Origin of the sequence: Zoogloea sp. (genome assembly GCF_028689785.1) — a bacterium.
Taxonomy (GTDB): domain Bacteria; phylum Pseudomonadota; class Gammaproteobacteria; order Burkholderiales; family Rhodocyclaceae; genus Zoogloea.
Genome location: NZ_JAQVCN010000015.1, coordinates 17786 through 40400, shown reverse-complemented (window position 1 = coordinate 40400; position 22615 = coordinate 17786). Strand labels below are relative to the sequence as shown.

Sequence of the window (22615 nt, the reverse complement as noted above, 5' to 3'; positions counted from 1 at the left end):
TCTGTGTTCTGGCTGCCGATCTGATTGCCGATGGATACCCTTGATGAGCTGCGCGCCGGGCGTCTGCATGGAGCGCGTGAACTGCGCCTGTCTTCTGGTCTGACCAATTTCCCCGACGAGATCTTTGATTTCGCCGACAGCCTGGAGGTGCTGGATCTGTCGGGCAACCAGCTGGACAGCCTGCCGGATGATCTGCCGCGCCTGCATCGCCTGCGCGTGCTGTTCTGCTCCGGCAACCCCTTTCGCGTCCTCCCCGAGGTGCTGGGGCGCTGCCCACAGCTCGAAATGGTGGGTTTCAAGTCGTGTCGCATCGAAAGTGTGCCTGCCGAGGCGCTACCGCCCCGTTTGCGCTGGCTGATCCTCACCGACAACCGCATCAGGCAGCTGCCTGCGTCCATCGGGCGCCGAGGGCGGCTGCAGAAGCTGATGCTGGCGGGCAACCTGCTTGAAACGCTGCCGGTGGAGCTGGCCCGGTGTGCCCGCCTGGAGCTCCTGCGTGTTGCTGCAAACCGGCTTGTCGAGCTGCCTGACTGGCTGCTGAAGATGCCTCGCCTGAGCTGGCTGGCGTATGCCGGCAATCCCTTCTGCGCCGGGCTGGAGGCTGCCCGCAAGGCGTGCATCCAGGTGCCCGGCTTGCCTTGGAGCGAGCTGATGCTGCAGCAGGTGTTGGGTGAGGGGGCTTCAGGCGTGATCCATCAGGCCCGCTGGGATGCCGACGGTGCCGCGCGGGATGTGGCGGTGAAGTGCTTCAAGGGCGCCGTCACCAGCGACGGTCTGCCCGGCAACGAGATGGTGGTGTGTCTGGACAGCGGCCGGCATGTTGGCCTCATCCCGGTGCTGGGGCGCCTGCAGGGCCATCCGGAGGGTATCGAAGGGTTGGTGATGGAGCGGGTCGATCCGGGCTTTTCCACCCTCGCCGGGCCGCCCAGCCGCGCCTCATGCACCCGGGATGTATACACGCCCGGGCTGACTCTTTCCGCGGCGGCCTCTCTGCGCCTGGCGGCCGACATGGCTGCGGTGGCTGCTCATCTGCATGCCCGGGGCATTCTGCACGGCGACCTCTACGCCCACAACATTCTGCACCGGCCCGATGGCAAGGCGCTGCTGGGGGATTTTGGGGCGGCGTCATTCATTCCCCTGGACGATCGCGCGCTGGCCGATGGGTTGCAGCGCCTGGAGGTGCGGGCCTTCGGCTGCCTGCTGGAGGAGCTCATCGAGCACTCCGACGACAGTGATCCTGCTGGCGCCGTCATGCCGGCACTGGTTGCCCTGCGCGACCGCTGCCTGCACCTCGACCCCGGCGCCAGGCCCCTCTTTGCCGAGCTGGTGGGGGCGCTCTCGACCTTGCGGGGTGGGCAATGAAGGCCGGCTTCATTTTGTGGGTTCGTCAGCGTTTCCAGCGCGCCGCGCCGCTAACGGAGATCGGCCGGGCTCGCCAGCTGATAGACGCCATTGACCGGGGCGGCATCCCTCTCAATCCGGCGAGGGTGAACGCCATTGCCCGGGATCTGGGGCTGGAGGTATCGAGAAAGGCTCCGGTAGAGGAGACCGTGGAGCGGATCCGCGGGTGTTTGGTGCGGCATCGGGAGTGGGAGAGCTGAGCACGTATTCCTGGTGTGGGGAAACGGCGTGTCAGCGACCGCCGAAAAGAACTATCGTCGCCGGTAGAGGTGGCTAACGTCGGGATGCGCCCAACTCTGGCTGTTCGGTGACCGCACGGTCTGAAAAGCAAAAAGGCCAACCCTTGCGGATTGGCCTTTTTGCTTGAATCTGTGGTGGTGATGGGCGGAGTCGAACCGCCGACCTATGGGTTATGAATCCGAAGGTGATCGCATTTTTCGGCGTTGATGGGGGTTCATAAAATCACATATCTAATTGAAAAATATGGATTGTGTGCTCTTTCTGCATTGAACGATGTTGATGGGTGTTGCTAGAATCGGGAGCAATGGGGGAGCAATGGAATCTCTTTTGCTCCCGGCACCAAGGAGCAACGACCATGGCCCGCGACACTTCACGCATCCGCTTGACCCTCGACCGCATCCGCAAACTGGCCCCACCGACTGGCAGCCAAGCGGTCTATGTGTTCGATGACGACCCCAAGCAACTCAGCGTCAGAGTGACACCCGCCGGGGCAAAGTCCTTCGTGTTCGCCGGTAAGCTCCACAAGGCCCCTTTGCGCGTCACCATCGGCGACGTGAAGGTGTGGAACCTCGACGACGCCCGCACCGAGGCCCGCCGCCTCCAAGCGCTGATTGACCAGGGCATCGACCCGCGCCAGGAGAAAGCTGACAAGCTGGCCGCCATCGAAGCCAAGAAGGCCGCTGACGAGGCCGCCAAGCGCGAAGCCGAGCGCATCGAATCGCCTGCACTGGAGGCCTGGAATGCCTACATCGAGGCCCGCCGTGCCAAGTGGAGCGAGCCGCACATTCGTGACCATGAGAATGTCAGCAAGGAAGGGGGCGAGCTGCGCACCAGAGGCCGCAGGAAGGGGGAAAGCAATTTGACCCTGCCCGGAGCCCTGCGCCCGCTGCTGCTGCTTCCCCTGGCCCGGATTGACGCCGACCGGGTGCGCGTGTGGCTGGAGGAGGAAGCCGACCGCCGCCCGACCCACGCCCGGCTTGCTTTTGGGCTGCTACGCGCCTTCCTGAATTGGTGCGCCGACCGTCCCGAGTACCGCAGCCAAGTCCATGCGGATGCTTGCGCCGCCCGCCAGGCGAAGGAAGCGCTGCCGAAGAAGGCGGCAAAGGATGATTGCCTTCAGCGGGAGCAGTTGCCGGCGTGGTTCTCGCACGTCTGCCAGATTCAAAACCCCGTCATCGCCGCGTATCTGCAAACGGCTCTGCTGACTGGAGCGCGCCGGGAGGAGGTGGCGGGCATCCAGTGGGCTGACGTGGATTTTCAGTGGAAGTCCATCACCATCAAGGACAAGGTGGAGGGAGAGCGCACCATCCCGCTGACACCCTACGTGGCCGCGTTGCTGGCGTCTCTGCCGCGCCGGAATGAGTGGGTGTTCTCCAGTACCACGGCCGAAGATGGAAGGCTCCAAGAGCCACGCATTGCCCACAACAAGGCGCTGTTGGCAGCAGGCCTTCCGCCCCTCTCAATCCACGGCCTGCGCCGTTCGTTTGGCACCCTGGCCGAGTGGGTGGAGGTGCCCGCCGGCATCGTTGCGCAAATCATGGGGCACAAGCCCAGTGCCACCGCAGAGAAGCACTACCGCCGCCGTCCGCTCGACCTGCTGCGCATGTGGCACGCGAAGATTGAAGGCTGGATTCTGGAACAGGCCGGCATCGAGCAGCCGAGGGAAGAACAACCGGCCGGGCTGCGGGTGGTGAAAGCATGAACACTAGCCGTCCCATTGGATTACAATCAAACCCATGCTGACCGTTGCTGAACTGTCCGAATACATCCGCACTGCCGACAAGCTTCTGAGCGAGGGAGAGCGGCAAGACGTCATCCGTTACTTGGCAGAACACCCCAAGGACGGTGATTTGATGGAAGGCACGGGAGGCGTGCGCAAGCTGCGATGGCGACGCGGCGGGCAGGGAAAAAGCGGAGGTGTGCGAATCATCTACTACTTCCACGATGAAGGCATGCCGCTGTACCTGCTGACGCTGTTCGCCAAGGGCGACCGCGCCAATCTGACCAAGGGCGAGCGCAACGAGCTTGCGGAACTGGTCGGAATACTTATCGAAGCATGGAGGAAAAAACGACCATGAGCACCGCATTCGACAGCATCAAGCGTGGCCTGCTGGAAGCCATCGAGCACGCCGAAGGCCGCGCACCGCAAACCCGCATCCACCGCCCACGCCCGGTGGACGTGAAGGCTCTTCGCGCCAAGGTGGGCATGACGCAGGAGCAGTTCGCCGCCCGCTTCGGGTTCTCGACGGCGACCCTGCGTCATTGGGAGCGAGGCGACCGCGCCCCGCATGGCCCCGCGCTGGTCCTGCTGAACGTCATTCAGCATAACCCGGCCGCCGTCATTGAGGCGCTGACCGCCTGACCGAGCACCACCGCCGCGCCTAGGTCGGCCAACCGAAAAGCGGGACACCTTCACCCGCCTGGCGCGGCACCCCATTGAAGGGCGCACGAAGGAGCGCAGATGCAGGAGCATCAGCCCTACCGCCAGTTTGGCAAGGAAACCGCCACGTTCATCGTGGAGCTGGTCAACAACCAGTCTGGTGGTTATGAATTTCTCGAGTTTCGAGACGACGGCCATACCCCCGGAGTTTATGTTTCGGAAACCTATATCGGTCTGTTCCCTTCAGGCGGGGAGGGTATCGAGGCGGGGAATGTATTCGAGTGGAACCCCGCCTGTGACACTGAGGACGACACGGACCCGGAAGCTGCGCCACTATTGCCAGTCCCCTTTACTGCGAAAGAACTGGCTGCGTTTTTGCTCTATGGAGTTGGCAATTACATCCAAGAGAGGCTAGGCCGAATTGGGCAGCTCGATGAAGATCAACTATCGAAGCTGGGAGGGGTTCGAAAAAAGTTGCCGCGCCAAGCTCTTCGCGCAGCCTATGTCGAAGCCGAACGCGCCCAGCAGATCGTCGGCCTGCCCGATATCGAGGCTCAGGAGTTGGCATACTCGCTTACTGAACAGCTTGATGAAGCGGAGCGAGAAGAGAATCACAGCCAGGGTGTCTTCGCCCGCGACATTTCCCCCGAAGAGGCAAGCCGGCGGCGCGCACTGGTGGTCGAGTCTCTTGCAGACCTGCGTAAGCGCACTCAAATAGCTAAGTCGGAAGCCGCTGCGAAAGCCGCTCAATGGAGAGGCGCGATGGTCCGCCAGCTATTGGAGCCGCTTCCGCAGACTCCCGAGCAGCCCGTCAGCGCGGGTGCCAATCGTGAAGAGTTGGCCCGCCTGCGTGCCGAGGCTGAAGCGCGCCGCCAAGATGAAGAGCGCAAGGCCGCGGAGGAGCGTGCCGCTGAAGGGGGCCGCCTTGCCGCCGAGCGTGCCGAGATCGCCCGCCAGCGTGAGGCCCAGGAGGCCAAGGCCCGGGAGGTGCGCGCTGAACTTGACCGCCAGGCCGCCGAGCTGCGCGCCCAGCAGGAGGCCGTCCGCAAGCGGCAGGAAGAGTCCGCAGCCGAGGTCAAGCGCCTGGAGGACGAGCGGATCGAAGCGGAAGCGCGACGGATTGAGCGGGCGCCGGGAGGTGCGCTCCATGGGGCTGGGGGCGAGCCGAGAGATTATGAGCAGGAGCTTGAGGGCCTGTTTGATTCAGTGGGAAGTGCGCAGCTTGAGGCTATGTTCCCCGACAACGAGAAGTGGGCGAAATACGCCGAGCGTGCCGCTCGCAACGGTCTGGCATTGGCAAGAGTGGGGCGTGGTAAATTCAATCCATATCTTGCCGCTCGCTGGTGGATTAACGAGCAATGCCCCGCTGGGTGGGATTGGTCTAGGTGCGCGCGAAAACTTGCAAACAACCTTCCGGCCCGCTCCCGTGACTCAAGGCACCTGCTGACAGGCGACTTCGACTAATCCGCCACTTTCCCGCCAGCAAAGCAGGCGAGGGTCGGCGGAATGCGTCAAACTTCCGCCACTTTTCCGCCAGCATTCCGCCGGATTTTCGCCGAGCAACGCCGCTAAATATCGTGGTTTCCGTGATCAATGCACGGAGAAACCGCGATGCAAGCCGTAACCATCCCCAGCACCCGGCGCACGGACTGTGCGTCGATCCTGCACACCTACTCCACCGAAGAAGCCGCCGCAATGCTCGGCGTCCGTCCCCAGACCCTGCGCGCCGCCCTGTGCCGCGATGGCGCGTACTACGGCGTCCGGCCGGTCAAGCGCGCCAACCGGTTTTTGGCTTGGCCCGTCGATCAGATAGATGCACTGGCCCGCGGCGAGGTGGCGTGATGACTCCCTCCCGCGATCATAGGCCGCCAGCCGTCACCGGGCAATGCGCCGAGGTGCTTGAGCTGCTGCGCAGCGAAGGGTCTGTGCTGTCCTTCCGTCTGACCGCGGAGCTTGCCATCCCCGAAGCTGCCGCTCGTGTCTACGATCTGCGCGCCCAGGGATTCAACGTCGTGACCACGCTCCTGCCTGCAGTGGAGTTTCGTGGCCGTATCCGGCGCAATGTTGCGCTGTACTCGCTTGGCGTACCGCTTTGGCCGGCTCCGGGTTTCCAGGCAGAAGGGGGACTCGAATGAGGGCGCCCCCGAAGCGAAAGAGGGTCAAGCTGGCTCGGTCAGTGGATGCGGCCGTCCAGCGCTATGAGGCTCTGAAGGCAGAGTTTCGCCGAGCTGGGCTGTCTCCGGTCGAGTACGCCCAGGCATGCCTTCGGGCTGCAAGGAAGGCGGGCCTGTAGCGATGGCCACGGCGATCTTTTCAATAGTCCCGGTTGAAGTCTGGGCCGACAAGCGCCTGACGCTCAAGCAGATGCGCGTCCTTGGTGTGCTCTTCTCGTTCCGAAACAAGAACACGGACATCGTGTGGCCGTCGCGTGCACAGATCGCTGAACGCTGCGGCATGAGCGTCTGCCACGTTTCGACGGCAACCACCGACCTCGAGCGCTTGGGCTGGCTGCGCAAAGATGGCAAAGGCGGTCACTCGAAATCGACCCGTTACGCAATCACGGTTCCCGACTTGATTGACGCGGAAACGGTACCCGAAACCGGAACGGTTCCGAATTACGGAACGGTTCCGAAATCGGGGACGGGAGGGGTACCGGAATCGGGTACACGCTTGCGGGTACCGGAATCGGGAACGGGCAAAGAACAGACCATAGAACAGACCAGTGAACAGACCAAGGTAGGGGACGAGCCCCCTGTCAGCAGCAAAGCTGCCGACCCTTGCCCGCATCAGGCGATCATGGACCTGTACCACGAGATTCTGCCGACAGGCCGTCATGTCCGATCCTGGAACGACACCAGAAAGGCAAAGCTCCGCGCCAGGTGGAAGGAGGAAGCCAAGCGCCAGAGCCTCGACTGGTGGGCCAAGTTCTTTGGCTACATCGCCGAGTCCGACTTTCTGACGGGCAAGACCTCGACGCCAGGGCGCCGTCCGTTTGAGATCGATCTGGAGTGGATCGTCACGCCTTCGAACTTCGTGAAGATCCTCGAAGGCAAGTATGAAAATGAGCCAGCGGCGGCCACGCCCTCGGTACCGGCTCAGCGGGAAGCCATGTTTCGGGGGTGCATCTGATGAGCGCCCCCGACCTGCGCAACCTGCCGCCCCACTCCATCGAAGCGGAGCAAGGCCTGCTTGGCGCCATACTGGTTGATGGAGCGCGAGTGCTCGACCGCATCGAAGGCGCCGTGAGTGCTGCGGATTTCTACCGGGCCGACCATCGAACGATCTTCGCCGCGGCCAAGGCTCTTCACGACTCTGGCCGAGCAGTGGATCTGCTCACGGTCTTCGACGCCCTGGAAGCCAGGGGCGAGGCAGACCGCGCCGGCGGCGTGGCCTACCTGGGGGAGCTGGGGAACTGCGGATTCCTCGCCAGCAACGCGAAGGCCTACGCCCGAACAATCCGGGAGCGGGCCACCCTGCGTGGACTGCAGCAGACGGCAGCCGACATTCTGGCCGCCTGCGCCACGCCTGCTGGCCGGTCCCCTGCGGAAATCGCCGCGGAGGCCGAAGCCAGCATGCAGGCCCTTGTCGATCACACCGGCACAGAGCCGATCCGCCTGCAGGATGCGCTCTGTGATGTGGTCGCCGACGTTCAGGCGCGAATGGAGCATGGCGGAAAGCTCGCCGGGCTTGGAACCGGCTTTCACCGCTTCGACGAGATGACCGGCGGGCTGGAGCCCGGGCAGTTGGTGATCGTGGCCGCCCGCCCCAGCGTCGGCAAGACCGTTGCGGGCTGCAACATCGCCGCCCACGTCGCAGCCGGCGGCACGCCAGTGGCGTTCTTCACGCTGGAGATGACCCGCCGCGAGATAGCCGCCCGCATCCTGGCGGCCCGATCCGGCGTATCGGTGCAGGAAATGCGTGCCGGCACAGATGACCGCTACAACTGGGACCGCATGAGCGCAGCCGTGGGCGCCTCGATGGCTTGGCCCATGTTCATCGACGATACGCCGGCCGTGGGCGTCCCCTACGTCAGGGCGAAGGCACGACGCATCCAGCGCACCCACGGACTGGGGCTGGTGGTGATCGACTACCTGGGTCTGATGCGCGGCACCGGTGACAACCGGGCGCAAGAGGTGGGCAGCATCTCCCGTGGGCTGAAGGCCATGGCCAAGGAACTGCGGGTGCCGGTAATTGCATTGGCCCAGCTCAACCGGGCCAGCGAGGGGCGGTTGGACAAGAAGCCCACACTGGCCGACCTGCGGGACTCGGGCGAAATCGAGCAGGACGCGGACATTGTCGGAATGCTCCACCGCGAGTCGATGCCCAAGGACGCCCCGGAGTGGGAAGGCATCGCCCACCTGCTGATCCGCAAGAACCGCAACGGCCCGACCGGTGAATGCCTGCTGGCCCTGGATGGCCCGCGGATGCGGTTCTCCGACTTCGACGGCCCCTACCCCGAATCGACTCACCCCAGAAAGCCGGGGCGATCAAAAGGATTCGAAGCATGACCGGGCCGACGAGAAAGCCCCGCCCTTCGATTTTTGAGGGGTCGGACATGGGCATGCCGCACCCCACCCCAGAAAAACGCACCAGCGGCCCGATTTTCACGAACCCACGATTCCACCAAGGCACCACGATGCAACAGACTCAGGAGGCACACTGATGGCCGCAATCCAGCGCACAACGAAGCAGCAGATCCTTGACGCGGTGCAGGACATGCATAACGCCCAACAAATGGTCACCCGCGAAGCGCTGCGGGAGCTCACCGGGCTGACCCTCACGATCATTGATGACCGGCTCGCCACCCTGGTGGATGACGGGCTACTGATCCGGAAAAGCCGCGGTGTGTTCGTCCCGGCGGTGATCCACCCGCCAGCGCGCCCGATCTCAAAAACCGTGATGCCCGATGGCCTGGTGAAGATCGAGATCGGGGATGAAGTGCTGACGCTCACCCCTCGCGAAGATCGGACCCTGGCAGGTGTCCAGGCCGGAGCCGCACTGCAGTTCATCGGGATCGACACCGAGCAGACCATCGTTCAGGTCGTGGCCGATCTGCGTCTCAAGATCCACGAGTTGGAGGCGCGACAGAAGGCGACATCCAGCGCACTCGACGAATGAGGAAGGACACCAGGCACTGGCTGAAGTAGGAGGCGCAGGGAATGGGCATCGATTTGAACAAGGTACGCCGCGCCCGCTGGCGGGCCTATTGCCAAGCCAGTGCGGAGATCGGCGCAGCCTGGCGAGCCCGGGGCTACGGGCATCCGCCCCCGGCTTTCCCTGCGCTCCCCGAGGATCTTCAGGGGCTCACCTGCGGTGCGAAGACTCGGGCCGGCACACCCTGCAAGCGGACGGACCTTTGGGAGAACGGCCGGTGCAAGCTCCATGGTGGGCTCAGCACCGGCCCCACGTCCGATGCGGGCCGGGCCAGGGCTGCCATGAACGGTTTTCTGCCGAAGGCGAAGCGAAGCCCATGAGGGGCTAGCAAAACTTAGCGTTTTCCCACTCCGATTCCGGACCTGAATCGGGGCGGATCAGGTACGCAAGCTGGCGGTACGCAGTGTGGTACGCAAGGAATCGACGGTTACCAGATGCGCGGTTACCAGGCTGGTTACCACGGGATCGGTGGCCCTCAAGAAAGCGGTTCGCAGGGAAGAGGTTCGCAGCCCGGTTCGCACCGAATCGGTGATTGGTCGGCCGATGCAGATCATCGGCGCCAATGCACAGGCCAGCACCAGCTTCGAGCCCGATGGTCCAGGCGTCGCGGTATCCAAGGCGCCGGTATCCAGCTTCGTATCCATGGAAAGCACGGTTTCCAAATCGGAGGTTTCCAAGGCGGTTTCCACGAAAACGCGGGTTGCCAAAACCCTGGTTGCCAACTCGGTTGCCATGGAAAGGCGCCGTAACAGATCAGGCTGTAACAGCCGATGTAACAGCAAATCGCACCCTTTGAAACCGCCGGAGAGAGCTCACCACTTCAGAAAACTTCAGGTCGCGATCCCTCCGGCCCGGTATCCAGGGGCAGGGTATCCAGTCAGGTATCCACGGAAACAAAGGTTACAGAGGGCAAGGTTACGGCACGGCCGTACCTTTCAGAGCAGGCCAAGAGCGCATCTCGCCACCGATGCTGCATGAAGCGACACGCAGCCATGCACAGCAGGAATCAGCCACTCCCCCTTCTGGGGATTGGAGCTGTTGGCTCACTGCCGAAAAATGGGTGCAGAGACATTTCGCGGAGACAGCCCCATGTACGGATTTCAGAAACGCCCCCATCAAGCCCCACCCGCCGCACCCCCTGATGACGCTTCCGCGCGGGGCTTCCGGGCCGGCGGGCTGGTGCGTGGCCCGGGCACGGGCACCTCCGACTCGGTGAAGACTTCTGTTCCGGAAGGCACCTACATCATGCCGGCGGACAGCACGCAGCAGATCGGCCCGGAAGCCCTGAGCGCGGTAGGGTTCCGCCCTGGCAGCAAGCCCAAGGCGCCGAACATTCCGGGAATGGGCTTCGGCCCCACGTCCAAGGTGCCCGTCAATCTGAGCAACGGCGAGTTTCGCCTTTCTCCGGAGCAGGTCCACGCCATCGGCGTGCAGGTGCTGGAGGGCATGAAGGCGGCGACCCACACCCCCGCCGGCGAGCAAGGCGGCAGTGACGGCGACGACGCATCTACCCGGGAGCTGTTCTTTGCCGACGGCGGCATGGTCGAAGACCCGAACAAGAAGCGCCCGCTTGCCACCAGCCCGACCAACACCTACCCGGGCAACCAGGCGGAGCGGGCCGGCAACATCTACGCCCAGTCCAATGCGGACATGAGTACGCGGATCGGCGATGCATCCCGGGCAGTCCCGGGCGCCTCCTTGCTGGCAGACGGAAGCCAGACCCGGATGGTTGCCGGCCAGATCGGTAACGCCTGGAACGAGAACGCCGACAAGGGGAACTATGCGAAGGCCGCCGGCGCCACCCTGCGCGGGACGGCAGCGATGATCCCCGCGGCGATGGAAGACAGCATGAACACGACGGCGCGGCGAATGCAGCCGGCGGTCGAGTTTGGAAAAGGGCTTTTTGGGATCGAGGACTCCAAGCCGACCCCGGCCCCGGCGGCGACTCCCGCGCCCGCAGCCCCAGCCCCGACAACGCCCGCCGCCACGGCAGCAAATCTTGACACCAAGCCCGTCACCGATCCTGCCAAGAGCTACATGGACGCCGGCCCCGTTCCCTACACCGTGACGCCCGTTGAGAACACCAACGGCGTGCAGCGCATCAACCAGCCGGGGAAGTCGCCGCTCTTCACCAACATCGACCCGGGCCAGGCCGTGGCTGAGATGAAGGGCAACCCGGTGGGAGGATTTCGGCCTGCGTCGATGCGGGGTGATGCGGCCGGCGCGGCGCCGTCGGGGCCGGGCCTGGGCTTTCAGCCCAACGGGATCGGCGGCCCCGACGTGATGGGCATCCTGCAGCGGGAAAACCAGATCCGGGCCGGTATGACATCGCTGCGCGACGAGATCGCGTTTAACGGCGGCAACGGCATCGGGTTCCGTCAGCGGACGCCGGATGAGGCTGTGCGGGAATTGCTCTTTTCTAACAAGGCCGCATCACGAATTGCCGCGCTGAACTACATGAGTGGGCGCCAGGAAGCCGCGGACCAGCAGGAGAATGATCAACGACAGCTTGCAATGAAGGTGCAAGATTCGCTGAACCGCCAGGGCATTGCAAACGAGGAACTTGGCCTCAAGCGCGAAGCGCAGGGCTTCCAGACCCGGGCCGCGCGACGCCAGGAAGAACTGCAGGCCCGCTACGAAGCCGCCAAGACCCCGGAAGAGCGCAGCGCGATTGCGCAGCAGATCCGGGATCTGTCGGGGCGGGAGCCTCCGAGAGCTGACAGCGAAATGGTGAAGGCCCGGATGAACCTGATTGCCGAACTGGGCAAGCAGTACGGAGCATCCCAGCCTATTGCCGACGGAAAGCCTGTTCCGTTTGAGACCTGGGCGGAGCCGATGCTGCGGGCGGCAGGGCTTGGGCAGGCGGCGGAGCCATCAGGACAGCAGGCCAATCCCATGCCGGCCGACAAGGCCCAGCGCAAGGCCGGGATGGTCTATGTGCTGGCCGACGGTCGGCGTGTGAAGTGGGACGGAACGGGCGCAACGGAGGTGAATTGATCGATGGCGGAAAGATTCAAGATCCCGATGAACGGCAATCAGATCGAGCAGGGCCGGGCGGCGCTCGCCAGGCTGACGCAGGAGGAGCGGAAGAAGCTGGTGGGGTCACTCAAGGTGATGCACGGGCGCAAGCTGAAGCGCGAGGCCGAAGCGGACACCACGAAGAAAGGAGCAACCGAATGACCACCCTCGACCTGCAGGGCGCCGCTGCCTTGATGAAGATCCACCCGGTCACCCTGGGGCGGATGATCAATGACGGCAAGATCCCAGCCGCGCGGATCGGCCGGGCCTACGTGCTGATGGAACGGGATGTGCTGGGCTACGTGGAGCAGCAGATCGGCAGCCAGACGGCAATGAAGCGGGGGAAGACCAGGGTAGCGGATGCGGAAGGCCTGGCGGCACGAATCCGCCGGGAGAGCGATATCGCAGTTCGTGGCTGACAGATTGGCAGCTTATATCTGCGGCGGATGAAGTCGGTAGGCTGCGTGATAACTGCGCCAAAACGAGAACCCATCCGGCCAGTTGTCATAGGCCAACTGAAACATCCCCATCGCAGCGTTCACCGCTTCGATGGTGGCGATAGGATCGTTCAAGCTCGCGAGCTTGCCGTCATCCACAAGGGCGACCATACAGCGCCCCAGCGTGTTCTGGAAGCGCTCAAGCGCAGGCAGATACTTGTCGCCGCCGAACCAACCTTTTTTCCCGTGGTTTTGTTGGCACCGTTCTGCATCCATGATCAGCTGCTGAAGGTGCCGCATCGAGTGCGGGTATTGGTGCACCAACATCCGCTCCATTATCTGCCGAGTCACTATGCCGCCCTTTTTATCCGTATCGGATACATGACAATAGGCTTCCGGGTGACGAAACGCAGCGAGATTGCTCACGCCGTTTCTGTGAAAAATGCTTCTTGACATCACGCACCGGCGGATTGGGCGCCAGATTGAGGGCAATACTCCCGTTGACGCTAGGCACTTGGCCGGATAGTCTTCCACTGCCGCTGAAACAGCAGCGGCGCAGGCTTGGCGGCCTGGAATACCAAGGCGGACAACCGCCCTGAGCGGTTTTTTTACGTCCGCAGCATGGTAGCGCCTATGGGCGGGCCGTGCGGGAGGGGAAACCCTGCCGGTTCCTTGGTTCCGGTCCGCCAACCTGCACGGATCCGCTCGCCCGCTTGGCGGTGGGCAGCGGAATTGCAGTCCGCAACCAAGGAGCTCCACCATGCACGCCACCACTCCGGGCCTCTCCACGCCCAGCCCCTTCACCGCAAAACACCCGTTCTTCCCCTGCGCGCCCCAAGGGGCTTCGCTGTTTTCCGTTCGGCCTGATATTGATCTGGCCGATGCGCGCATACTCTCCGCAGACGAACAAATGCGCGCACTGGGGTTTTCTGAGGGGGATATCAATGAAGCCATCGACGGCACAGGCTTTCGAGAAAGTCAGGGAGCGCCTGAGCAAGCTCAACCCCGAGCAGCGCAAGAAGGCCGCGGCCTTTGCGCTCATGAAGATCCGGGCCAAGAAGGCGCAGGACTCGAAAGCTACGCCGAAGCAGACCTAGCTGCACGCGACGAGGCGCAGCGCCTCGCCAATGAATCTCGTACGCAAGCCGAGAAAGCTGCCATCGACATGCTGCGCGGGGTGACCCAATGAGCGCCCGGACCCGCTTCGCCCTGTACCACACCATCCGCCGCTTCGCCGGCCCGGCCCTGGCCTTCGCTGGGAGGGCCGCAGCATGAGCGCCGCACGCAAGCACGCCCCGGCTGATACCAACGGATCACCGAAGCGCGGCGGAAGCCGGACGGCGGGTGCGCCCTCTCGAGCAAAATCGCCTGCAAGCAAATTGGAGATACGGCGCTATGTGGGTGCGGTCGTCATCACAGGCACCCGCGATCAGGTGGCGCGGGGCGGGTACTGGCCGGGCGATGATTTTCCAACGGATGGCAATGTCAAGTATGTCGATTCAGCCAATGACGCACGATACATTTGGCGCGTAGGTGCATCGCTTTACACCGTATTCCTTCGAGACAAGATCGAGGAACGCAACGTCGAAAGAACCGCCAAAAGTTCGGACGTCGTCAGCGCGATCGACGTTCTGTCGCTGGACGAGTTTGATGGTCTATCGCGCACCTCCTCGCTGGACAACAACAAATTGACCATCAGGGGAACGAAGGCCGCGATGATCAAGCACGGAGCCGTTCAGGCAGAGGACTTTCCAAAGGGTAGAAAGACATCAGCCACCGGAGAGCGCAGGAGTGGATTCGGCGACGGCTTCAAGTGGACGCTTGAGATGGTCGGTCGTGGCACGTGGGCTCTAACGTTTGAGCGGATAAACCCTTGCCCCGCGTCCGCCCTTACGCTATCGATCGCAAACAAAAGTCGTGTGCGGGGATGTGCCGCAAGGCTAGACGAGCGGTATCAAGCCTTTCTGGCGAAGACGATTGGCAGCCTTGTACCGCTTGACGGCGCAAGGGGCCGCCTCTTTTTGAGCTGACAGCGACATCGGCGCCGACATTCGCCTTGTAAGGGCGATTCTCAACCGACCGACCCGCCCACGTGGCGGGTTCGTTGGTTCTGACCACCTTCAACGGTACTCGGATCGAACCAGTACCGCCCGGCGCTCCGGGCTGCCGGCCTACGTGGTTCTGTACCAGGTGGGCCACGAGGCCAACCCGGCGGACCTGTCGCAGCCCGACATCCTCATGTTCCGGGTGCGTCGGATCTGGCCGCATCCTGAAGCGGCTTGGCGGCTACTGACGCCCCGGAGTTGGGCGGAGGCACTGCTACGGATCAGGCGCTGGGCGTGCGCGAAGCTGGATAGCGTGGCGGCGAATGATCCGAGGTGGTGATGGGGCTTCAAGGGTGTTGGTTCGGATCTCTCCGTCCGCACCAGGATGAAGCGACAACAAGGAACCCGCCCAAGTGGCGGGTTTTTCTTTGATGGCGATGGCGGGCGGGTTCCCCTCATGCATCGGTGTTGAACGCTACGGGAGCAATGGGGGAGCAATGACCGCCAAAAGCAAAAAGGCCAACCCCGGAGGATTGGCCTAAGTGCTTGAATTTATTGGTGGTGATGGGCGGAGTCGAACCGCCGACCTATGGGTTATGAATCCATCGCTCTAACCATCTGAGCTACATCACCAACCGAAGCCCGCTATAATAGGGGTTTGATGGTTCTTGGTCAACACGTGATGAAAAAGCTTTATATCCGCACCTTCGGTTGTCAGATGAACGAGTACGACTCGGACAAGATGGCGGATGTGCTCGGGGCGGCTGATGGGCTGGAGAAGACGGACAACCCCGAAGAGGCGGACGTGATCCTCTTCAATACGTGCTCCGTGCGCGAGAAAGCTCAGGAAAAGGTCTTCCATGATCTGGGGCGGGTCAAGCACCTCAAGCAGAAGAACCCCAATCTGATCATCGGTGTGGGCGGCTGCGTGGCCAGCCAGGAGGGGGAGGCCATCGTGGCGCGGGCCCCTTACGTCGACCTGGTGTTCGGGCCTCAGACCCTGCATCGCCTGCCCAAGCTGATCGCCGAGCGCAAGGCGTCGGGGCGTTCCCAGGTGGATATCTCCTTTCCCGAGATCGAGAAGTTCGACAACCTGCCGCCGGCCCGGGTGGAGGGGGCGAGCGCCTTCGTGTCGATCATGGAGGGTTGCTCCAAGTACTGCACTTTCTGCATCGTGCCCTACACCCGGGGTGACGAGATCTACCGCCCCCTGGCCGATGTGCTGGCCGAGGTGGCGGGGCTGGTGGCCCAGGGCGTCAAGGAAGTGACCCTGCTGGGGCAGAACGTGAACGCCTGGCGTGCGCCTGTGGACGGGGAAGACGGCGAGATGGCCGACTTTGCCTTCCTGCTGGAGTGCGTGCATGACATCCCCGGCATTGAGCGCATCCGCTACACCACTTCCCATCCCCGGGAGATGACCCAGCGCGTGGTGGACGCCTACACCCGCCTGCCCAAGCTGGTGTCGCACCTGCACCTGCCCGTGCAGGCTGGTTCCGACCGGGTGCTGGCGGCCATGAAGCGGGGCTACACGGTGATCGAATACAAGTCGCTGGTGCGCAAGCTGCGCGCGGCGCGGCCGGACATCTCCCTGTCGTCCGATTTCATCGTCGGTTTCCCAGGCGAGACCGAGGCGGACTTCGAGGCCACCATGAAGCTCATCGAGGATCTGGGCTTCGACACGTCCTTCAGCTTTGTTTACAGCTCCCGCCCGGGCACCCCAGCCGCCGATCTGGCCGACGACACGCCCCAGGACGTCAAGCTGGCGCGTTTGTCGCGCCTGCAGAAGCGCATCGAGGAGCATGCCGCGACGATCAGTGCCGGTATGGTCGGGTCGGTGCAGCGCATCCTCGTTGAAGGGCCATCGAAGAAGGATCCGAACGAGCTTGCCGGCCGCACCGATAACAACCGGGTGGTCAACTTCGCCGGCAACCCGCGTCTGGTCGGGCACTTTGTTGATGTGAGCATCGTTTCGGCGCTGCCCCATTCTCTGCGCGGCGAGATCGTGACGCGGGATTGACGAATTTGATGGTTTTCCCTTCCCCGGCGGGCTTCAGTCTGGCAGCATGCGGCCAATGAAGCCCACGGAAATCGTCCTGCATCCCCTCGACAACGTGCGCCTCGCCAATCTGTGCGGGGCGCTTGACGAGAACATCCGTCAGATCGAGACCGCCTTCGACGTCACTATCGCCCGCCGCAGCGAGCGTTTCACGCTGCATGGCGCGGCACCCCAGATGCATCATGCGGCGCGTGCCCTGCGCCACTTCTACGAGAAATCCGACGAGGCCCTGTCGGTGGATGACATCCAGCTGGGCCTGATCGAGGTGGTCAAGCTGGGCCAGGGCGGTGGGCCCGCGCCGGTGCTGATGACCCGCAAGAGCGAGTTGCACGGCCGCACGCCCCGGCAGGTGGATTACATCCGCCAGATCCAGGAGCATGACATTACCTTTGGCATCGGCCCTGCGGGTACCGGCAAGACCTACCTGGCTGTTGCGAGCGCCGTGGATGCCTTCGAGCGCGAGCACGTGGAGCGCATCGTTCTTACCCGCCCGGCGGTGGAGGCGGGGGAGCGCCTGGGTTTCCTGCCCGGCGATCTGGCCCAGAAGGTTGACCCCTATCTGCGCCCGCTCTATGACGCCCTCTACGATCTGATGGGTTTCGAGCGGGTGGCCAAGCTGTTCGAGCGCGGCTGCATCGAGATCGCACCTCTGGCCTTCATGCGTGGCCGTACCCTGTCCCGGGCCTTCATCATCCTCGACGAGGCCCAGAACACCTCGCCGGAGCAGATGAAGATGTTCCTGACCCGCATCGGTATTGGCTCCCGGGCGGTGATCACCGGCGACCTGACCCAGGTGGACCTGCCCCGCGGCCAGAAGAGCGGCCTGGCGGAGGCTGCGCAAGTGCTGGCCGACGTGCGTGGGGTGGCCTTTACCCGCTTCCTCAAGGAGGATGTGGTGCGCCACCCGCTGGTAGCCCGCATCGTCGATGCCTATGAGAAGCACGGCCAGCGTAGTGCGGCGCAGGCAGTGCCCCAACACAACAATCAGCAACAGCAGACCCAGCAACAATGAGCGACATCAAGCTGCCCCGCCGCCTCGACTTGTCCGTGCAATACGCCTGTAACCGCGACGGCGTACCTTCCCGGGTCGAATTTCGCCGCTGGTTGCGCGCCGCCGAGCCCGGTGCGGCGCGCGTTACCGTGCGCATCGTCGACGAGGAGGAGGCGCGCGAGCTGAACCGGGACTACCGTGGCAAGGATTACGCCACCAATGTGCTGACCTTCGCCTATGGTGAGGGGGATGACATGCCCTTGCCCGAAGGCCTGCCCCTGATGGGCGATCTGGTGCTGTGCCGGCAGGTGGTGGAGCGGGAGGCTGCCGAGCAGGGCAAGGCCCTGGACGCGCATTACGCCCACTTATCCGTGCATGGTATGCTGCATTTGCAAGGTTTTGACCACCTGGAAGACGCCGAAGCCGACGACATGGAAGCCCGGGAACGCCAGATTCTGGCCAGTCTGGGCTATGCCGACCCGTACGCGGGGGAGCGCTGAGTGGTGAGGTGAGCAATGCGCCATGGGCGATGGAGGGATGCAGCAGCGGTCTCCATCGCCCATGGCCCATTTCTCATCCACCTTTTTTATGGAACCCTCCAGTAGTAAACCGTCCTTGCTTGAACGGCTTTCCGCCCTCCTGACCCGGGAGCCGGAAGACCGGGAAGAGTTGCTGCACCTCCTGCATTCCGCCCACGACCGCAATCTGTTTGATGCGGATGCACTGGCGATCATTGAAGGTGCCCTGCAGGTTTCCGAGATGCAGGTGCGGGACGTGATGGTCCCGCGGGCACAGATGGACGTTGTCTGTCTCGACGATTCTGTCGAGGACATCACCCGCTTCGCCATCGGCGCGGCCCATTCCCGTTTTCCCGTCATCGGTGAGAACAAGGACGACGTGGCCGGCATCCTCCTGGCCAAGGATCTCCTGCGCGTCTTTGCCGGCGAATCTTTCAATTTGCGTGACATGCTGCGCCCGGCCGTCTTCGTGCCGGAGTCCAAGCGCCTCAACGTGCTGTTGCGGGATTTTCGGGTCAGCCGCAATCACATGGCCATCGTGGTGGACGAGTATGGCGGTGTGGCCGGGCTGGTCACCATCGAGGACGTGCTTGAGCAGATCGTTGGCGACATCGAGGACGAATACGATTTCGACGAGACCGCCGACAACATCCGCCTCGATCAGGCCGGGCGGTACCGGGTCAAGGCGGCGACCGAGATCGAAGACTTCAACGAAGCCTTCGCCACCACCTTCAGCGATGCCGAATACGATACCGTCGGCGGCCTGCTGATCCGCAAGCTGGGGCGTCTGCCCAAGCGCAACGAGATCGTCGAGCTCGAAGGCCTGCGTTTTCAGGTGCTGCGGGCCGACAGCCGGCGCGTTCATTCCCTGCTCGTCGAACGCATGCCTGACCCCGAGGCGATTGGCGGCTGATGGCTGTCTGGCGACAGGGCCTGGCCCTGCTGGCGGGGGGCGCGTCGGTGCTGGCTTACGCCCCGTTCGAACTCTTCCCCCTGGCTTTCCTGAGCCTGGCTGTGCTGTACGGACTGCTCGACCCGTTCTCTCCGCCCAGCCTGGCAGATGCACCCCGCACGCGGAGGGCACGGCATGGGTTCTCCATCGGGTTTGCCTGGGGGCTGGGAGCGCTGCTGGGTGGGGTGTCCTGGGTTTACATCGCCCTCCATCGCTTTGGTGGCATGCCCATGCCCCTGGCGGCTTCCGCTGTCCTGCTCTTCTGTGCCGGCATGGCCTTGTATGCCGGCCTGGCCGGTGCGCTGTTTTCCGCTTTGCGGCGGGGCAGGGCATGGGGCGACGCGGTCCTCTTTGCTGCTCTGTGGTTGCTCACCGAATGGCTGCGGGGCTGGATGTTCACCGGTTTTCCGTGGTTGGTCAGTGGTTATAGTCAGAGCCCGCCCAGCCCCTTGGCAGGGTTCGCGCCGGTGCTCGGGGTTTTCGGGGTGGGTGGGCTGCTCGCCCTGGCGGCAGCGTGGGCATGCCAGGCCTTGCTTGGGCGCCGACGCGGGCCGCTACTGGCGGTGCTCACGGTGCTTGCGGCAGGGGCCGGGCTGCGCCAGGTTGCGTGGACGGAAGCCGTCGGGGCGCCGGTGAAGGTCGCGTTGCTGCAGACCAACATCGAACAGAGCCTCAAGTGGCGCCCCGAGATGCTGCAGCGCTGGCTCGACGTCAATCTCGACCTGCTCCGCGACCACCCGGCCGATATCGCCGTCCTCCCCGAGACCACCCTGCCCTTGTTGGTGGAGCATCTGCCCACGGGCTATCTGGACGAGCTGCGGCGCATTGCTGCCGGTAACGGGGGCGACGTGATCCTCGGCACCTTCACCCGTGATGGTGCCGGCCGCATCTACAACGCGGCGATCAGCCTTGGCCTCTCGCCGGCGGGGCACTATGCCAAGCAGCATCTGGTGCCCTTCGGTGAATACTCACCGCCGCTGTTCCACTGGTTCTACAGCCTGGTGGATATCCCCATGGCCGATCAGACCCGGGGCGCCGAGCGTCAGCCGCCCCTGGCACTGGCTGGGCAGAAAGTGGCCGTGAATATCTGCTATGAAGATGTGTTCGGCGAGGAGCTGATCCGCAGCCTGCCGGAGGCCACGCTGATGCTCAACATCTCCAACCTGGCCTGGTATGGTGATTCCTTTGCCCAGCCCCAGCACCTGCAGATCGCCCGCATGCGGGCCCTCGAGACGGGGCGGCCGATGCTGCGCTCCACCAATACGGGAATGACCGCGCTGGTGCAGGCGAATGGCGCGGTGGAGGCAGTGCTGCCGGCCTTCCAGGCTGGCGGGCTGGTGGTGGAGGTGCGGGGCCACCAGGGGCTGACGCCTTACGCCCGCTGGGGCAACGGGTTGGCGGTGGGGCTGGCGGCTCTGGCTCTGCTGGTATGCGTCGGGTGGCGGCGGAGCTGAGGCGGAGAGCGTATCATCGCGCTTCGCCCATTCAAAGACAGAACATCCCCGAACCATGCGCTCCTATCCTACGAACAGTCCCGAAGCCCTAGCCCGTCTGGTGGCCATGGCGATCCTTGCCGATGGCCGCCTGGACAACCGGGAGGTGGACTGGATCAAGCACAACGACACGGCGGCCCTGCTGGGCGTTGACCGGGACACCCTGATCCAGGTCCTGCTGGACTGTTGTCGTGACGTGATCAACGAAGCCGAGCAGGAGCGTGTCTTCCTGCTTGAGGACCACCGCCTGGCCCGCCTCGCCGACGATCTCACCGATCCGGCCCTGCAGAAGGTGGCCTTGTCCGCCATGCTGATTCTGGCCAAGAGCGACGGCAGCGTGAGCGAGGGCGAAGAGACCCTGCTGCGCTTTCTAATGAGCCGCTGGAGCCTCAGCCTCGAGGATCTGGCCGCCGCCTGACCCACCAGGGCGGAGCTGGTCCGCCCGCGCCGTTTTCCGCTTTCGACCCATAAAACCAAGACAACTCAGGAGGATAGCCATGAGCGACCAGATCAAGTATCTGCTCGACGAAGACCGTATGCCCAGGGCCTGGTACAACATCGCCGCCGATCTGCCGGTGCCTTTGCCGCCGCCGCTGCATCCGGGCACCCTGCAGCCGCTGGGCCCGTCCGATCTGGCGCCGATCTTCCCGAACGCGATCATTGCCCAAGAGATGTCCACCGAGCGCTGGATCGATATCCCCGAGCCAGTCCGTGAGGTGCTGACCCAGTGGCGCCCCAGCCCCCTGTTCCGCGCCCGCCGGCTGGAGAAGCTCCTCGGCACCCCGGCCAAGATCTACTACAAGTACGAGGGAGTGTCCCCCGCCGGCAGCCACAAGCCCAACTCCGCCGTGCCTCAGGCCTGGTACAACGCCCAGGAAGGCGTCAAACGCCTGTCCACCGAAACCGGTGCCGGCCAGTGGGGCTCGTCCCTGGCTTACGCGGGCGGGCTCTTCGGGCTGGATGTGACGGTGTTCCAGGTGCGTGTTTCCTACGATCAGAAACCTTACCGGCGTGCGCTGATGGAAACCTGGGGGGCGCGCTGCATTGCATCGCCCTCGGCAGAAACCGAGTACGGCCGCGCCGTGCTGGCCCAGTACCCGGACCACATCGGCTCCCTCGGTATCGCCATTTCCGAGGCGGTGGAGGTGGCGGCCAGGAACGACGACACCAAGTATGCCCTGGGCTCGGTGCTCAACCACGTGCTGCTGCACCAGACCATCGTGGGCGAGGAAGCCATCCTGCAGATGGAGATGGCCGGTGACGATCCGGACGTGGTGGTGGGCTGTGTGGGCGGCGGCTCCAACTTTGCCGGTATCGCCTTTCCCTTTATCGGCCTGCAACTGCGTGGTGGCCCCAACGCCAAGAAGCGCCGCATCGTGGCCGTGGAGCCGTCGGCCTGTCCGTCCCTCAGCCGTGGCAAGTATGCCTACGACTTCGGCGATACCGCCCACCTGACCCCGCTGGTCAAGATGCACACCTTGGGCAGCGACTTCACGCCCCCCGGGCTGCACGCCGGCGGCCTGCGTTACCACGGCATGGCGCCGCTGGTCAGCCATGTGAAGGAGCTGGGCCTGATCGAGGCCAGGGGCGTACACCAGACCGCCTGCTTCGAGGCCGGGGTGATGTTTGCGCGCAGCGAAGGCATCGTCCCCGCGCCGGAATCCACCCACGCCATCCGCGGCGCCATCGACGAGGCCCTGCGCTGCAAGGCGGAAGGCAAGAGCGAGACCATCCTGTTCTGCCTGTCGGGTCATGGTCATTTCGACATGACCTCGTATACCAACTACCTGTCGGGCAAGCTCACCGACCAGCCCTACGACGAGCAGGCTCTGGCCATTGCCCTTGCCGGCCTGCCGAAGGTCGAAGCCTGAGATAGCGCGTTCAGGTGAACGGGAAGGGGGCCGCGAGGCCCCCTTCTGCTTGGTGCTGT

General features: G+C 63.9%; 26 protein-coding genes and 1 tRNA gene. 24 read left to right on the top strand and 3 right to left on the bottom strand.

Annotated features, from left to right (window positions below):
* Positions 1-30: 30 nt before the first annotated feature.
* From PHI64_RS09155 to PHI64_RS23580, 12 genes are all read left to right on the top strand, one after another.
* Complete coding sequence (locus tag PHI64_RS09155) at positions 31-1362, top strand: leucine-rich repeat-containing protein kinase family protein (protein ID WP_299881870.1); 1332 nt, start codon at positions 31-33, stop codon at positions 1360-1362.
* Positions 1359-1601: a hypothetical protein gene (locus PHI64_RS09150; protein ID WP_299881868.1), complete on the top strand. Its 243-nt coding sequence runs from the start codon at positions 1359-1361 to the stop codon at positions 1599-1601. The genes PHI64_RS09155 and PHI64_RS09150 overlap by 4 nt, the downstream gene beginning before the upstream one ends.
* Before the next feature lie 395 nt (positions 1602-1996).
* Complete coding sequence (locus PHI64_RS09145; RefSeq protein WP_299881866.1) at positions 1997-3343, top strand: integrase family protein; 1347 nt, start codon at positions 1997-1999, stop codon at positions 3341-3343.
* 34 nt (positions 3344-3377) lie between these two features.
* Positions 3378-3719: a type II toxin-antitoxin system RelE/ParE family toxin gene (locus PHI64_RS09140; RefSeq protein WP_299881864.1), complete on the top strand. Its 342-nt coding sequence runs from the start codon at positions 3378-3380 to the stop codon at positions 3717-3719.
* Positions 3716-4003: a helix-turn-helix domain-containing protein gene (locus tag PHI64_RS09135; RefSeq protein WP_299881862.1), complete on the top strand. Its 288-nt coding sequence runs from the start codon at positions 3716-3718 to the stop codon at positions 4001-4003. The genes PHI64_RS09140 and PHI64_RS09135 overlap by 4 nt, the downstream gene beginning before the upstream one ends.
* A 99-nt stretch (positions 4004-4102) precedes the next feature.
* On the top strand, positions 4103-5485 hold the full coding sequence (locus PHI64_RS09130; RefSeq protein ID WP_299881860.1) for a hypothetical protein: 1383 nt from the start codon (positions 4103-4105) through the stop codon (positions 5483-5485).
* Positions 5486-5632: 147 nt separating this feature from the next.
* The gene (locus PHI64_RS09125) at positions 5633-5863 is read left to right on the top strand and encodes a hypothetical protein (protein WP_299881858.1); all 231 of its coding nucleotides are present in this window, start codon (positions 5633-5635) and stop codon (positions 5861-5863) included.
* Positions 5863-6156, top strand: a complete 294-nt coding sequence (locus PHI64_RS09120) for a helix-turn-helix domain-containing protein (RefSeq protein WP_299881856.1) — start codon at positions 5863-5865, stop codon at positions 6154-6156. Before PHI64_RS09125 ends, PHI64_RS09120 begins: the two co-directional genes overlap by 1 nt.
* A 160-nt stretch (positions 6157-6316) precedes the next feature.
* Positions 6317-7150, top strand: coding sequence for a helix-turn-helix domain-containing protein (locus tag PHI64_RS09115; protein ID WP_299881854.1), 834 nt, complete (start codon positions 6317-6319; stop codon positions 7148-7150).
* Positions 7150-8529, top strand: coding sequence for a replicative DNA helicase (gene dnaB, locus PHI64_RS09110; RefSeq protein ID WP_299881852.1), 1380 nt, complete (start codon positions 7150-7152; stop codon positions 8527-8529). Before PHI64_RS09115 ends, dnaB begins: the two co-directional genes overlap by 1 nt.
* 154 nt (positions 8530-8683) lie before the next feature.
* Positions 8684-9139, top strand: a complete 456-nt coding sequence (locus PHI64_RS09105; protein ID WP_299881850.1) for a hypothetical protein — start codon at positions 8684-8686, stop codon at positions 9137-9139.
* A 41-nt stretch (positions 9140-9180) separates the two neighbouring features.
* Positions 9181-9495, top strand: a complete 315-nt coding sequence (locus PHI64_RS23580) for an HGGxSTG domain-containing protein (RefSeq protein ID WP_366945164.1) — start codon at positions 9181-9183, stop codon at positions 9493-9495.
* Between the two features lie 57 nt (positions 9496-9552).
* On the opposite strand, the gene PHI64_RS09100 is transcribed toward PHI64_RS23580, so the two are convergent.
* On the bottom strand, positions 9553-9909 hold the full coding sequence (locus PHI64_RS09100) for a hypothetical protein (protein ID WP_299881848.1): 357 nt from the start codon (positions 9907-9909) through the stop codon (positions 9553-9555).
* A 355-nt stretch (positions 9910-10264) separates the two neighbouring features.
* Here PHI64_RS09100 and PHI64_RS09095 point away from each other — a divergent pair, with 355 nt between their 5' ends.
* From PHI64_RS09095 to PHI64_RS09085, 3 genes are read left to right on the top strand one after another with little or no spacing between them, the layout of a single operon-like run.
* Positions 10265-12172: a hypothetical protein gene (locus PHI64_RS09095; RefSeq protein ID WP_299881846.1), complete on the top strand. Its 1908-nt coding sequence runs from the start codon at positions 10265-10267 to the stop codon at positions 12170-12172.
* A gap of 3 nt (positions 12173-12175) precedes the next feature.
* Complete coding sequence (locus PHI64_RS09090; protein ID WP_299881844.1) at positions 12176-12355, top strand: hypothetical protein; 180 nt, start codon at positions 12176-12178, stop codon at positions 12353-12355.
* On the top strand, positions 12352-12612 hold the full coding sequence (locus PHI64_RS09085) for a helix-turn-helix domain-containing protein (RefSeq protein WP_299881842.1): 261 nt from the start codon (positions 12352-12354) through the stop codon (positions 12610-12612). Before PHI64_RS09090 ends, PHI64_RS09085 begins: the two co-directional genes overlap by 4 nt.
* Positions 12613-12624: 12 nt before the next feature.
* On the opposite strand, the gene PHI64_RS09080 is transcribed toward PHI64_RS09085, so the two are convergent.
* The gene (locus PHI64_RS09080) at positions 12625-13056 is read right to left on the bottom strand and encodes a hypothetical protein (RefSeq protein ID WP_299881840.1); all 432 of its coding nucleotides are present in this window, start codon (positions 13054-13056) and stop codon (positions 12625-12627) included.
* 334 nt (positions 13057-13390) lie between these two features.
* Between PHI64_RS09080 and PHI64_RS09075 the strand changes: the two genes are divergently transcribed.
* Both PHI64_RS09075 and PHI64_RS09070 read left to right on the top strand, forming a co-directional pair.
* A complete protein-coding gene (locus PHI64_RS09075) occupies positions 13391-13819 on the top strand; it encodes a hypothetical protein (RefSeq protein WP_299881838.1) in 429 nt (142 codons plus the stop codon).
* 82 nt (positions 13820-13901) lie between these two features.
* Entirely contained in the window at positions 13902-14660 is a 759-nt protein-coding gene (locus PHI64_RS09070; protein WP_299881836.1) for a hypothetical protein, read from the top strand.
* A 571-nt stretch (positions 14661-15231) separates the two neighbouring features.
* Here the strand turns inward: PHI64_RS09070 and PHI64_RS09065 are convergent.
* Positions 15232-15308, bottom strand: a tRNA-Met gene (locus PHI64_RS09065).
* 49 nt (positions 15309-15357) lie between these two features.
* Here PHI64_RS09065 and miaB point away from each other — a divergent pair.
* From miaB to PHI64_RS09030, 7 genes are all read left to right on the top strand, one after another.
* On the top strand, positions 15358-16692 hold the full coding sequence (miaB, locus tag PHI64_RS09060) for a tRNA (N6-isopentenyl adenosine(37)-C2)-methylthiotransferase MiaB (RefSeq protein WP_299881834.1): 1335 nt from the start codon (positions 15358-15360) through the stop codon (positions 16690-16692).
* A gap of 55 nt (positions 16693-16747) precedes the next feature.
* On the top strand, positions 16748-17743 hold the full coding sequence (locus PHI64_RS09055; RefSeq protein WP_299881832.1) for a PhoH family protein: 996 nt from the start codon (positions 16748-16750) through the stop codon (positions 17741-17743).
* Positions 17740-18222, top strand: coding sequence for an rRNA maturation RNase YbeY (ybeY, locus tag PHI64_RS09050; RefSeq protein ID WP_299881829.1), 483 nt, complete (start codon positions 17740-17742; stop codon positions 18220-18222). The genes PHI64_RS09055 and ybeY overlap by 4 nt, the downstream gene beginning before the upstream one ends.
* A gap of 88 nt (positions 18223-18310) precedes the next feature.
* Positions 18311-19153, top strand: coding sequence for a transporter associated domain-containing protein (locus PHI64_RS09045; RefSeq protein ID WP_296565518.1), 843 nt, complete (start codon positions 18311-18313; stop codon positions 19151-19153).
* Complete coding sequence (gene lnt / locus PHI64_RS09040) at positions 19153-20646, top strand: apolipoprotein N-acyltransferase (protein WP_299881826.1); 1494 nt, start codon at positions 19153-19155, stop codon at positions 20644-20646. Before PHI64_RS09045 ends, lnt begins: the two co-directional genes overlap by 1 nt.
* Positions 20647-20701: 55 nt before the next feature.
* Positions 20702-21103 (top strand): hypothetical protein, encoded by a 402-nt coding sequence (locus PHI64_RS09035; RefSeq protein ID WP_299881824.1) that lies wholly within the window; start codon positions 20702-20704, stop codon positions 21101-21103.
* Between the two features lie 79 nt (positions 21104-21182).
* The gene (locus tag PHI64_RS09030; protein WP_299881822.1) at positions 21183-22556 is read left to right on the top strand and encodes a TrpB-like pyridoxal phosphate-dependent enzyme; all 1374 of its coding nucleotides are present in this window, start codon (positions 21183-21185) and stop codon (positions 22554-22556) included.
* Positions 22557-22615 lie beyond the last annotated feature (59 nt).